The following is an 11,379-nucleotide window of genomic DNA, read 5'->3' on the forward strand; positions in this document are numbered from 1 at the left end:
CTCACGCCTTGCGGAGCCGGTCGATGACGCCGTCGATGTCGCGCTGCATCATGTCGTGGCGGATGAAGTGCCCGCCGGGCAGCTCGTACCACTCGTGGGGGATGCCCGCGTTCCCGAGGAGGGAGCGGAACTCCCGCTGTCCCGCGAGCACCTGGGTCTCGTTGACGGTGTCGAACCAGTTGACGGGGTCGGGGCTGGTGCCGGCGACCAGGAAGACCCGCTTGTCGCGGTAGCTCTCGATCCGCTGCACCGGGTTGTCCGCGCTGACCCGGGCCTCGTCCCAGAACGGCGCCCCGTAGATCGTGCCGCCGTTCAGGTCGAGCGCCGCGGAGCTCGCGTTGGCCCAGTGGCCCACGAGACCGTTGTCCCGGCGGAGGCTGGCCGGGCCGGAGTGGGCGCTCACCGAAGCGAAGTGGCCGTAGTACTTGGCCGCGTACTTCAACGCGCCGAAGCCGCCCATGGAGAAACCGGACACGGCACGGCCGTCGTACTCGGCGAACGTACGGAAGTTCGCGTCGATCCACGGGATCAGCTGCGCGATGTGGAACTGCTCCCAGTTCCGCGGGCCGACGTTGGAGCTCACGGGGTTGGAGTACCAGCCGGCGTGTCCGCCGTCGGGCATCACGACGATGATGGGCCTGCCCGCGGTCCAGGCACGGACGCCCTCGCGGTCGAAGGTGATGAAGTCCTGGTCCGTACCGCCGCCGTGGAAGAGGTAGAGCACGGGGTACGTGCGACCGCTCCAGTGGTAGTCGTCGGGCAGGAGCACGTTGACGCCGGGGTTCCAGCCGATGGCGCTCGTCGAGAACCGGTAGTACCACATGCGCGCGTCGGCCTCGTTGCGGTCCACGATGCGCAGCCCGAAGCCGTCTCCGACGGCGGAGGCCGGCGCCGCAGAGGCCAGGACGCCTCCGCCGCCGAGGGCGATCGCGGCCGAGAGACCTCCGGCGGTCCTGAGGATGTTCCGGCGGGTGGGGTTCTGCGCGCTCAACGTGACCTCCGGGTCGAAGCAGGACGACGGACGGGAACGTAGCAACGGTGGCGCGCCGGGGGACCCCGGAAGATTGCGGACTGACAGTCGGCGGCGCATGGGTTAGAGCGTGGCTTCCGTGTGGGCCGGCCGGATCAGGGCGCGGACGGCGACGGACGGCGACGCCGTGAGGCGCGGCACAAAATGGTTTGAGCTTGAGCGGCGGCACCGACAGGATCGGGGCACACCGATGAGTTCTTCCCGGCGCCGCGGTCCGTCAGTGCGACCCGCCCCCGGGCGGAGGACACTCACATGACGGAAGGCGCCATGCTCGCACCCCACCCAACGCCCGCGCTCTCGCCCGCCCGCGTCACCGCCGTGCTGCGGATTCTCGTGCTGTCCACGTTCGTCGTCCTCCTCAACGAGACGATCATGGTCAACGCGATCCCGCGGCTCATGCGCGAGTTCAAGGTCACCGCGGCGGCCGCGGGCTGGCTGTCCACGGCCTTCATGCTCACCATGGCCGTCGTCATCCCCGTGACGGGGTGGTTCCTCCAGCGCGTGACGACTCGCACCGCCTTCACCCTGGCCATGGCCCTGTTCCTCGGCGGCACGGCGCTGGCCGCGGCCGCGCCCGCCTTCCCCGTCCTGCTGGCCGCCCGTGTCGTCCAGGCCGCCGGCACCGCCGTCATGATGCCGCTCCTCATGACGACGCTGATGACCCTGGTGCCCCCGCACGACCGCGGCCGGGTCATGGGCAACATCACCCTCGTCATCTCCGTCGCGCCCGCCCTCGGCCCCGCGGCCTCGGGTGTGCTGCTGCAGCTGGGGTCATGGCGCCTGCTGTTCCTGGCCGTGCTGCCCATCGCCGGAGCCATGGCCATATTCGGCCGCCGTAACCTGGTCAACATTGGCGAGCCGCAGGCCGGTCCGATCGACTGGGTGTCCGTCCCGCTGGCGGCAGCGGGCTTCGGTGCCCTGGTCTACGGCCTGAGCGGGCTCGGTGCCGGGGAAGCGGCCGAGCCCGCTCTGCCCCCGGTGGCCACCACCCTCGTCGGCGCCGTGCTGGTCGGCCTGTTCGTATGGCGGCAGCTGGCACTGCAGCGCTCGTCCACGCCGCTCCTCGACCTGCGGGCCCTGACGTTCCGTCACTTCTCGGTGGCGCTCGGTCTGATGTGCCTGTCCTTCATGGCACTCATGGGCGCGTTCATCCTGCTGCCGATCTATCTGCAGGAGGTGTGCGGCCTGACCTCACTGCAGACCGGGCTGCTCCTCATCCCCGGCGGTCTGACCATGGGCCTGCTCGGACCCCAGGTCGGCAAGCTCTACGACCGCCTCGGCGCACCCCGCCTGGTCGTACCCGGAGCCGCGCTCACGGCGCTGTGCCTCGCGTTGTTCGCCCTCACGGGCGAACACACCTCGCCGTGGCTGGTGCTCGCCCTTCACGTGGCCCTGAGCGCGGGCATGGCGTTCGTCTTCACCCCCGTCTTCACCTCCGGCCTGTCCGTCCTGCCGCCGCACCTCTATCCGCACGGCTCCGCCATCCTGGGCTCGCTCCAGCAGGTCTCGGCAGCCGCCGGCACCGCCCTGGTCATCGCTGTGATGTCGGGACGCGCCGCCACGGCGGCAGCCGAGGGCGCCGACGCCACCGGCGCCCTCGCCACGGGCATCCGGTGGGGGTTCGGCATCGGTGCCGCGCTCGGCTTCCTGGCCGTGCTGGTCGCGCTGCTGGTCCGCACCCCGCCCGCTCCGCAGCAGCCCGGGGCGTCGGAGGCCCAGGACGAAGACGGCACCTCGACCGACAAGGCCGCCTCCGCACCCAACTGACACGCCGGCCAACCGCTCCGGCGCTCGCCGTGACGAGGAGGGCGGGCCCGGGCCCGCCCTCCTCGTCACGACGTGGCGGGGACGGGGGCGTCCGCCTCGTCGGGGTCCTGTTCCGGCCTCTCGTCGCTGAGCTGCTCCCGCAGGTAGTTCCACATCACCCCGATGAGCGCGGCCAACGGAACGGCCAGCAGACTCCCCACGATGCCGGCCAGGTTGCCACCCAGCGTCACGGCCAGCAGGACGACGGCCGCGTGCAGTCCGAGCCCGCGACTCTGGATCATGGGCTGGAACACGTTCCCCTCCAACTGCTGCACCACGACGATGATCACCAGGACGATCAGCGCGTCGGTGAGGCCGTTCGACACGAGCGCGATGAGAACCGCGACCAAGCCGGCGAACAGGGCGCCCACGATCGGCACGAACGCGGAGACGAAGGTCAGCACGGCGAGGGGGAGGACCAACGGAACCCCGAGAATCCACAGACCCAGGCCGATGAAGACGGCGTCGATGAGTCCGACCAGGGCCTGGCTGCGTACGAACGCTCCCAGGGTGTCCCAGCTCCGCTCCGCCACGACCGGGACGTCGACGGCGAGTCGGCCGGGGAGCTGGCGGGCGAGCCACGGCACGAACCGGGGGCCGTCCTTCAGGAAGAAGAACATCAGGAACAGGGCGAGGAAAGCGGTGACCACGCCGTTGAACACCGTGCCCACGCCGGTCGCGACCGCGGTGACCATGCCGCCGATGCTGTCCTGGACGCGCCCCATCGCCGTGTCGAAAGCGCCGGAGATCTCGTCGTCGCCGATGTTCAGCGGCGGCCCGGCCGCCCACTCGCGCAGTCGCTGAACTCCCTCGACCACGCCCTTGGAGAGCTCCCCGGACTGGGATGCGACCGGCACGGCGATGAGCGCGACGACGCCGGCGACGACCAGTACGAACGCGACGGTGACGACCCCGGCCGCCAACGCGGGTGGCCAGCCGCGTCGCCGCAGGAACCGGGTCAGCGGCCAGGTCAGGGTCGTGAGGAACAGGCCGACGACGAGCGGCCAGACGACCGACCACATGCGGCCCACGATCCAGAGGGCCACCCCGGCCATCAGCAGGACCAGCAACGACTCGGCGGACACGCGAGCCGCTGTGCGCAGAGCGGCGGCGGTCTTGGTGGAACTCAACGTGGCAGACATGGGCCCCACCCTATGGACCCCCGGTCCGGCACTCCGGGGGCGGTGTCGGCGTCGGCGCCCGCCCCATGCCGACGGCTCCCGTCCCGTGGAAACGGGGAGCGGGAGCCGTTCGGGCTGGAGGACGCCGGTGCGCTCAGCGGTTTACGCGTGGCGGTGGGAGCGTCGGTTGCCGGTGATGAGGCGGTACAGGGCGAGCAGGATGACGGAGCCGACGATCGCGGCGATCCAGGTGGAGATCTCGAAGAACCCGTCGACGGAGTCGACGCCGAAGATGACCTTGCCGAGCCAGCCGCCGAGCAGGCCGCCGGCGATGCCGATGAGCATGGTGACGATGATGCCGCCCGGGTCCTTGCCCGGCATCAGTGCCTTGGCGATGGCGCCGGCGATCAGACCGATCAGGATCCACGCGATGATGCCCATGGTGCTCTCCGCTTCGTCGTGTAAAGGCTGTGTTAGCTCAGCGTCTGCACCGATCTCGCCCGAACAAACGTCCCCGGCCCAAAAAATCGCGGGGCCTCCGGGGCGGCGGCGAGACCGCGCCCGCTCCCCGGTCTTCGGCGCGGAAGGGAAGCGGGCGGGCTGAAGCGGGATGGGCCGCGGTCGGCGGCCGGCTTCCGCTACCTCGCGCGATGGGTGGCGGCCAGATGTGACGACCTCGCGTCCGTCTTCTGGGCGCGGTGTGCTTCGTCCTTTACGAGCAGGGAGAGCAGGGAGGCCACGGGCAGGCCCGCTTCCGCCGGGTGGCGAAGCACTCGGTCCGGCTCGATGCGGTACGTGTTGGTGCGTCCGTCGCGGGTGTGGGAGAGGTAGCCGTCCTGTTCGAGGTCGGAGATGATCCGCTGGACGGCCCGTTCCGTCAGTCGGCAGTGGGCGGCGATGTCGCGGATCCGGACGTTCGGGTCATCGGCGATGGCTGCCAGTACGCGTGCGTGGTTGGTGATGAACGTCCAGCCGCTGTGTGGTTCGGGCACTCCAATCATGTACAGCATTCTAAGGACCGTCGTTGCCGGACACCCAATGCATGACATAGTTTTCGTGTAACAGATGGCATGATTCTCCGCGGAAGCCATGAGGAAGGGGCCAGCGATGTCTCTGGACGAGACCGTGACGGCGCGGCGCGAGACCGGCGCCGACGGCAGCGGGGAGGGGATGGTCGGGTGGGCCGGCGTACAGATCGCGGATCTGCCCACGGTTGACCGGTACGAGGCGTACGGCACCTGTGTCGTCATCGCGCGCGGCTCCTACGACATGCAGACGATCGCCCCCCTTGCCGCCGTCCTGGGCGCCGCGGCCCAGGAGCACCGGAAGGTGGTCCTGGACGTCTCCGGCGTCACCTTCGCGGACTCCGCCTTCCTGAACCTGCTGATCCTCACCCACCGGGCGACTGACCTGCGCCTGGCGACGCCGACCCGACCGGTACGGCGGATTCTGGAGATCACCGGTGTCGACGGCGTCCTGAAGGTGCGGGAGACGGTGGAGGACGCCGCCGCGGGGTGACCGCCGTGCCGGTTCGTCCTCTCACGCAGAACGTGAAGTTCCCGGGTGGGGTGTGAGGGAATCGCGACCATTCGGGACAGAGTGTGGAGTCTGAGAGGGTGGGGGCATGGACATCGAGCGCAGGAACAACATCACCGTCACGGGCAATCCCCGTGGGCGGACGGTTGTGCTGGCCCACGGCTTCGGGTGCGACCAGAACATGTGGCGCCTCACGGTGCCCGCCCTGGCCGATGACTACCGGGTGGTGCTGTTCGACTACGTGGGCGCGGGAGGCGCGGATCCCGCCGCCTTCTCCGAGAGCCGTTATGCCTCGCTGGACGGCTACGCCCAGGACGTGGTGGAGGTGTGTGAAGCGCTCGACCTGCGTGACGCCGTGTTCGTGGGTCACTCGGTCAGCGCGATGACCGGCGTGCTGGCGGCCGACGCGGCGCCGGAGCGTATCGGCGCCCTGGTGATGGTCGCGCCCTCGCCGCGGTACGTCGACGACGAGGGGTACCGGGGCGGGTTCAGCGCCGAGGACATCGATGAGCTGCTCGCGTCCCTGGAGTCGAACTATCTCGGCTGGTCGTCGGCGATGGCACCGGTGATCATGGGCAATCCGGAGCGACCCGAACTGGGCGAGGAGCTGACCGACAGCTTCTGTGCCACCGACCCCGACATGGCCCGCGTCTTCGCCCGGACCACCTTCCTGTCGGATTCACGCGACGACCTGAAGAAGGTGAGGGTGCCGACGCTGATTCTGGAGTGCACCCAGGACGTCATCGCCCCGCGCGAGGTCGGCCCCTACGTCCACCGGGCGATCCCCGGCTCGACACTGGTCACCCTCGACGCCACCGGGCACTGCCCCCACCTGTCCGCGCCCGAAGCCACGAATGAAGCGATCACCGACTTCCTGGCGGGTCTGCGGTGATGTGCCGCACCGGGCAGCAGCCCGAGCGGCACGGCGCCGACCACGGGGACGCCTCGACCGCGGCCTTCGCCGCGCTCCTCGAGGACAGTGCCGAGGAGCTGTACGAGAGTGCGCCGTGCGGGTATCTGTCCACGCTGATGGACGGCACCATCGCGAAGATCAACGCGACCCTGCTGGGCTGGCTCGGCCTGGAGCGGGAGGCGGTGGTGGGCCGGATGCGGTTCTCCGACCTGCTCACCGTGGGCGGCAAGCTGTACCACGAGACGCACTTCGCACCGCTGCTGCGGATGCGGGGAGAGATCGGCGGCATCGCCCTGGAGCTGAAGGGGGCGGACGGCCGGCGGATGCCGGTGCTGGTCTCCTCCGTCATCAAACACGGCGACAGCGGCGACGCCCTGCTGATCCGTACCACCGCCTTCGACGCCCGGGACCGCCGCGCCTACGAGGAAGAGCTTCTGCGAGCCCGCAAAGCCGCCGAACAGGCACGCGAGCAGGCGGAGGCCGACCGGGCCCGTCTGCAGGACGCCCTCGCCGTACTCCAGCGGTCACTGCTGCCCGACACCCTGCCGACGATCCCCGGGATGGACACCGCCGCGCACTACCGCACCGCCTCCCCGGACCGGCTGGGCGGAGACTTCTACGACGTCTTCCCCCTCGACGGCAAGCGCTGGGCCTTCTTCCTGGGCGATGTGTGCGGCAAGGGCCCCGAGGCGGCCGCGGTCACCTCGCTGACCCGTTACACCCTGCGCGCCGCCGCCCTGCACGATCCCGATCCCGTGGCCGCTCTGACCACCCTCAACACGGTGATCCACGAGCGCTACACCGCCGGAGACCCCCGCTACTGCACTGTCATCTTCGGCGTCGTCGAACCCGACCCCGAGACCGGACAGGTCGCCGTCCGCCTCGCCTCGGGTGGTCACCCGCCGGCGCTGGTCCTGCGCGCCGACGGCCGGGCCGACTTCCTGCCCACCCCCGGCGGTCTCCTCGTCGGCGTCCTGCCCACCGCACCTTTCGCCGCCGCCTCCACGGTCCTGGCCCCCGGCGACACCCTCCTCCTCTACACCGACGGCCTCACCGAAGCCCGCACCGGTGACGACCGCACCGCGCTCTTCGGCGACGAGGCACTGCGCGCCTTCACCGAGGACCACGCCGGAGAGCCGTCCAGTGCCGTCGTCAAGGCGCTCACCGATCTTCTGGACAGCTTCGGAGACGGCCTGGACGACGACACCGCCCTGCTGGCGCTCGGTGCGGCCGTCCGTCCGGCATCCGGCCCGGCAGCGAACAGCTCCATGCCATGAGCCCGCTGAGAATCACCACCCGGAACGCCGCGACGGGCCCCGTCCTGGAGATCTTCGGCGAACTCGACTACAAGAGCGCTGCTCACCTGCGGGACCTGCTCGCCACGATCACCCTCCGGCCGGGTCAGCGCCTCGTCCTGGACCTGGCCGGCATGGAGTTCTGCGACTCCAGCGGCCTCACCGCCCTGATCGCCGCCCGCAACCAGGCCGAGGCCGCCCGAGCCGACATGGCACTCGCCGCGGTTCCCGACCGCACCCTGCGCGTTCTGCGTCTCGTCGGCCTCGACCAGGTCTTCTCCCTCCACCCCGACAGCGAAGCCGCCACCCGGCCCTGAGCCGCTCGGGACTGGGCCTGGCGGCGGGCTGCGGCTCTGGTCGGCCGCAGTGGGCTGCCTGCCCGGTGCCGAGGTTCATGACCATGGCTGCCCGGGCGCTCGGCCCGCAAGCGGCACGGTGTCTCGCCAGCTTCGCCCCTTCTCGCGGGGGCTCGGGCACTGCTCACCCGCGATCACCCTCGGTTACTATGTTCCCTTCATGCCGGAGGCTGGCAGCAGGGGGCGCGCCACCGTCGGCGGTCTACTGGGGAGCGGGGAGACCGGCCTGCCGGTCGCAACTCCCCGCATCTCCCCAGTGACGCTGACCCGGCGATTCCCGCCTCTCCACCCCGCAGCAGTCGTCCGTGGGTTACAAGGTCGAAGAGATGGGTGGCCTGGGAAAGTGTTGGAAGAGGTCGTAGCGACCCGCTATGTCACGCCCCTGCGTGAAGGCGGCTCGCTCCCCGGGATCGTCGAGGCCGACGATCTCGGCACGTACGTCATGAAATTCACCGGCGCGGGCCAGGGGCGCAAGACCCTGGTCGCCGAGGTCATCTGCGGACAGCTCGCCCGCAAGCTGGGGCTGCGGGTGCCGGAGCTCGTCACCATCCAGCTCGACCCGGTCATCGGGCTCTCCGAGCCTGACCGGGAGGTGCAGGAGCTGCTCAAGACGAGCGGCGGCCTGAACCTGGGCATGGACTTCCTGCCCGGCTCGCTGGGCTTCGACCCGCTCGCGTACGAGGTCGACCCCCGGGAGGCCGGGCGGGTGGTCTGGTTCGACGCGGTGATCAACAACGTCGACCGGTCCTGGCGCAACCCGAACATGCTCGTCTGGCACGGCGACCTGTGGCTCATCGACCACGGCGCCACCATGATCTGGCACCACAACTGGCCGGGCGCCCAGGCCTCCGCCGCGAAGCCGTACGACGCCTCCGACCACGCGCTCGCCCCCTTCGCCCCGGACATCGCCGCCGCGGCCGCCGAGCTCGCGCCGCTCGTCACCCGCGAGCTCCTGGAGGAGGTCGCCGCAGACGTCCCCGACGAGTGGCTCGTCGACGAGCCCGGCTTCGACGACGCGGACGACGTGCGCGCCGCGTACGTCGCGGCGCTGCTGCCACGGGCCGCCACCATCCACGAGCGGATCACGCTCGGCCCGCGCACCGACAGCCGGCCGCAGCAGCCGCCCGGCTGGCTCGCCGAGCGCCTCGCGCCCCGGACCCACTCCACCGAGAAGGACGGCACGCCGTGACCGACCGCGATGTCTTCGAGTACGCGCTGCTGCGCGTGGTGCCCCGGGTGGAGCGCGGCGAGTGCTTCAACGCCGGAGTGGTCGTCTACTGCCGCGCCCGGTCGTTCGTGGCAGCCCGTACGCATCTGGACGAGGTCAAGCTGACGGCGCTCGACCCGGCGGCGGACGTGACCGGCGTACGGGCCGCGCTGCGCGCCGTCGAGGGGGTCTGCCTCGGCGGCGACGCGGCGGGCCAGGCGGCCCGCGACGACGCGGGGCGGCGCTTCCGCTGGCTGATCGCGCCGCGCTCCACGGTCGTGCAGCCGGGGCCCGTCCACACGGGTCTGACCGCCGACCCCGAGGCCGAGGTGGAACGGCTGCTCGACCTTCTCGTCCGGTAGGGGCACAGGGAGTGACCTGGTGCACCCGGTGGGCCGTTGACACCGGGTGCCAGGGCTTCTAGCGTCTCGTCCTGCGGTCGATACTAAGCGGTCGCTCATGTGTGGGACGCAAGAGCGGCGACCGGTCCGGCCGCGACCAGGGACGATCCAAGGGCGAGGAGAACCAAGCATGTCCACCACCGAGCAGCGCGTAGCCGTCGTCACGGGTGCCGCACGGGGTATCGGCGCGGCCACCGCGCTCCGCCTGGCGGCCGAGGGCCGCGCCGTCGCCGTACTCGACCTCGACGAGGCGGCCTGCAAGGACACCGTCGAGAAGATCACCGCCGCGGGCGGCACCGCTCTCGCCGTCGGATGCGACGTCTCGGACAGCGCGCAGGTGGAGGCCGCCGTCGCGCGGATCGCCGCCGAACTGGGCGCGCCGACGATCCTCGTGAACAACGCGGGCGTGCTCCGCGACAACCTGCTCTTCAAGATGTCCGAGTCCGACTGGGACCTCGTCATGAACGTCCACCTCAAGGGCGCCTTCCTGATGGCCAAGGCCGTCCAGAAGCACATGGTGGACGCCGGCTTCGGCCGGATCGTCTCCCTCTCCTCCTCCTCGGCGCTCGGCAACCGCGGCCAGGCCAACTACTCGGCGGTCAAGGCCGGTCTGCAGGGCTTCACCAAGACCCTCGCCAAGGAGCTCGGCAAGTTCGGCGTCACCGCCAACGCCGTCGCTCCGGGCTTCATCGTCACCGAGATGACCGCGCAGACCGCCGAGCGCGTCGGCATGGGCTTCGAGGAGTTCCAGGCCGCCGCCGCCTCGATGATCCCGGTGCAGCGGGTCGGCCGCCCCGAGGACGTCGCCAACGCGATCGCGTTCTTCACGGGCGACGACGCCGGCTTCGTCTCCGGCCAGGTCATGTACGTGGCCGGCGGCCCGCTCAACTGACGACCGGCAGCGAGAGGAAGAGGCAGGCATGAGCGCACAGGAACGGCCGGAGCTGTCCGGCAAGGTCGCCCTCGTCACCGGAGCCAGCCGGGGCATCGGCTACGGCATCGCCGAGGCCCTGGTCGCCCGTGGCGACCGGGTCGTCATCACCGGGCGCGGCGAGGAGGCCCTCAAGGAGGCCGTCGAGCGGCTCGGGGCCGACCGCGCCCTCGGCGTCCCCGGCAAGGCGCACGACGAGGCCCACCAGGCCGCCGCCGTCGAAGCGGCGATGGACGGCTTCGGCCGGCTGGACTTCCTGGTCAACAACGCCGGTACGAACCCCGTCTTCGGACCCATCGCGGACCTGGACCTCGGGGTGGCCCGCAAGGTCTTCGAGACGAACGTGATCTCCGCGCTCGGCTTCGCCCAGCGGAGCTGGCACGCCTGGCAGAAGGAGCACGGCGGGGCGATCGTGAACATCGCCTCGGTCGCCGGCGTCTCCGCCTCGCCTTTCATCGGGGCGTACGGAATGAGCAAGGCCGCGATGATCAATCTCACCCTTCAGCTGGCGCACGAATACGCGCCGGTCGTGCGGGTCAACGCGATCGCCCCGGCCGTCGTGAAGACGAAATTCGCTCAGGCGCTCTACGAGGGCCGCGAGGCGGAGGCGGCCGCCGCGTACCCGCTCGGCCGACTCGGCGAGCCGGCGGACATCGGCGGCGCGGCCGCCTTCCTCACCTCCGCGCAGTCGGAGTGGATCACCGGTCAGACGCTCGTCGTCGACGGCGGTATCTTCCTGAACGCCGGAGTCGGGTGACCGATAACCGGACACTTCCCGGATTT

13 protein-coding genes are annotated in these 11,379 nt (G+C 70.7%); 9 read left to right on the plus strand and 4 right to left on the minus strand.

Features of this window, described 5'->3' with window-relative positions:
- Position 1: 1 nt before the first annotated feature.
- On the minus strand, positions 2 to 991 hold the full coding sequence (locus ACZ51I_RS11205) for an alpha/beta hydrolase (RefSeq protein ID WP_468873964.1): 990 nt from the start codon (positions 989 to 991) through the stop codon (positions 2 to 4).
- 291 nt (positions 992 to 1,282) lie between these two features.
- Here ACZ51I_RS11205 and ACZ51I_RS11210 point away from each other — a divergent pair, with 291 nt between their 5' ends.
- Positions 1,283 to 2,797 carry a DHA2 family efflux MFS transporter permease subunit gene (locus tag ACZ51I_RS11210; RefSeq protein ID WP_468873966.1) on the plus strand — a complete coding sequence of 505 codons (1,515 nt, stop codon included), beginning with the start codon at positions 1,283 to 1,285 and terminating at the stop codon, positions 2,795 to 2,797.
- 65 nt (positions 2,798 to 2,862) lie between these two features.
- Here ACZ51I_RS11210 and ACZ51I_RS11215 read toward each other — a convergent pair whose 3' ends face one another.
- The 3 genes from ACZ51I_RS11215 to ACZ51I_RS11225 all read right to left on the minus strand — a co-directional run bounded on the left by ACZ51I_RS11215 (position 2,863) and on the right by ACZ51I_RS11225 (position 4,958).
- A complete protein-coding gene (locus tag ACZ51I_RS11215; protein ID WP_468873969.1) occupies positions 2,863 to 3,978 on the minus strand; it encodes an AI-2E family transporter in 1,116 nt (371 codons plus the stop codon).
- A 141-nt stretch (positions 3,979 to 4,119) separates the two neighbouring features.
- Positions 4,120 to 4,398 (minus strand): GlsB/YeaQ/YmgE family stress response membrane protein, encoded by a 279-nt coding sequence (locus tag ACZ51I_RS11220; RefSeq protein WP_468873971.1) that lies wholly within the window; start codon positions 4,396 to 4,398, stop codon positions 4,120 to 4,122.
- A gap of 197 nt (positions 4,399 to 4,595) precedes the next feature.
- Positions 4,596 to 4,958 carry a helix-turn-helix transcriptional regulator gene (locus tag ACZ51I_RS11225; RefSeq protein WP_468873973.1) on the minus strand — a complete coding sequence of 121 codons (363 nt, stop codon included), beginning with the start codon at positions 4,956 to 4,958 and terminating at the stop codon, positions 4,596 to 4,598.
- Between the two features lie 106 nt (positions 4,959 to 5,064).
- On the opposite strand from ACZ51I_RS11225, the gene ACZ51I_RS11230 reads away from it, so the two are divergent.
- The 8 genes from ACZ51I_RS11230 to ACZ51I_RS11265 all read left to right on the plus strand — a co-directional run bounded on the left by ACZ51I_RS11230 (position 5,065) and on the right by ACZ51I_RS11265 (position 11,353).
- Positions 5,065 to 5,475, plus strand: a complete 411-nt coding sequence (locus tag ACZ51I_RS11230; RefSeq protein ID WP_468873976.1) for an STAS domain-containing protein — start codon at positions 5,065 to 5,067, stop codon at positions 5,473 to 5,475.
- A gap of 106 nt (positions 5,476 to 5,581) precedes the next feature.
- Positions 5,582 to 6,385 (plus strand): alpha/beta fold hydrolase, encoded by an 804-nt coding sequence (locus ACZ51I_RS11235; protein ID WP_468873978.1) that lies wholly within the window; start codon positions 5,582 to 5,584, stop codon positions 6,383 to 6,385.
- The gene (locus ACZ51I_RS11240) at positions 6,385 to 7,683 is read left to right on the plus strand and encodes a PP2C family protein-serine/threonine phosphatase (protein ID WP_468873981.1); all 1,299 of its coding nucleotides are present in this window, start codon (positions 6,385 to 6,387) and stop codon (positions 7,681 to 7,683) included. Before ACZ51I_RS11235 ends, ACZ51I_RS11240 begins: the two co-directional genes overlap by 1 nt.
- Entirely contained in the window at positions 7,680 to 8,018 is a 339-nt protein-coding gene (locus ACZ51I_RS11245; RefSeq protein WP_468873983.1) for an STAS domain-containing protein, read from the plus strand. The genes ACZ51I_RS11240 and ACZ51I_RS11245 overlap by 4 nt, the downstream gene beginning before the upstream one ends.
- Positions 8,019 to 8,400: 382 nt before the next feature.
- Positions 8,401 to 9,246 carry a HipA family kinase gene (locus tag ACZ51I_RS11250; RefSeq protein WP_468873985.1) on the plus strand — a complete coding sequence of 282 codons (846 nt, stop codon included), beginning with the start codon at positions 8,401 to 8,403 and terminating at the stop codon, positions 9,244 to 9,246.
- Positions 9,243 to 9,626: a DUF3037 domain-containing protein gene (locus ACZ51I_RS11255; RefSeq protein ID WP_468873988.1), complete on the plus strand. Its 384-nt coding sequence runs from the start codon at positions 9,243 to 9,245 to the stop codon at positions 9,624 to 9,626. The genes ACZ51I_RS11250 and ACZ51I_RS11255 overlap by 4 nt, the downstream gene beginning before the upstream one ends.
- 169 nt (positions 9,627 to 9,795) lie before the next feature.
- Positions 9,796 to 10,557 (plus strand): 3-oxoacyl-ACP reductase FabG, encoded by a 762-nt coding sequence (fabG, locus tag ACZ51I_RS11260; protein WP_329852231.1) that lies wholly within the window; start codon positions 9,796 to 9,798, stop codon positions 10,555 to 10,557.
- Positions 10,558 to 10,585: 28 nt separating this feature from the next.
- A complete protein-coding gene (locus ACZ51I_RS11265) occupies positions 10,586 to 11,353 on the plus strand; it encodes an SDR family oxidoreductase (protein ID WP_468873990.1) in 768 nt (255 codons plus the stop codon).
- Positions 11,354 to 11,379 lie beyond the last annotated feature (26 nt).

It is taken from the genome of Streptomyces sp. NPDC034084, from assembly GCF_055575535.1.

Excerpts from the sequence above, each read along its gene's own strand:
- ACZ51I_RS11215 (WP_468873969.1), bottom strand. The coding sequence starts at position 3,978 with ATGTCTGCCACGTTGAGTTCCACCAAGACCGCCGCCGCTCTGCGCACA.
- fabG (WP_329852231.1), top strand. The coding sequence starts at position 9,796 with ATGTCCACCACCGAGCAGCGCGTAGCCGTCGTCACGGGTGCCGCACGG.
- ACZ51I_RS11210 (WP_468873966.1), top strand. The coding sequence starts at position 1,283 with ATGACGGAAGGCGCCATGCTCGCACCCCACCCAACGCCCGCGCTCTCG.
- ACZ51I_RS11240 (WP_468873981.1), top strand. The coding sequence starts at position 6,385 with ATGTGCCGCACCGGGCAGCAGCCCGAGCGGCACGGCGCCGACCACGGG.
- ACZ51I_RS11265 (WP_468873990.1), top strand. The coding sequence starts at position 10,586 with ATGAGCGCACAGGAACGGCCGGAGCTGTCCGGCAAGGTCGCCCTCGTC.
- ACZ51I_RS11220 (WP_468873971.1), bottom strand. The coding sequence starts at position 4,398 with ATGGGCATCATCGCGTGGATCCTGATCGGTCTGATCGCCGGCGCCATC.
- ACZ51I_RS11245 (WP_468873983.1), top strand. The coding sequence starts at position 7,680 with ATGAGCCCGCTGAGAATCACCACCCGGAACGCCGCGACGGGCCCCGTC.
- ACZ51I_RS11230 (WP_468873976.1), top strand. The coding sequence starts at position 5,065 with ATGTCTCTGGACGAGACCGTGACGGCGCGGCGCGAGACCGGCGCCGAC.
- ACZ51I_RS11235 (WP_468873978.1), top strand. The coding sequence starts at position 5,582 with ATGGACATCGAGCGCAGGAACAACATCACCGTCACGGGCAATCCCCGT.
- ACZ51I_RS11225 (WP_468873973.1), bottom strand. The coding sequence starts at position 4,958 with ATGATTGGAGTGCCCGAACCACACAGCGGCTGGACGTTCATCACCAAC.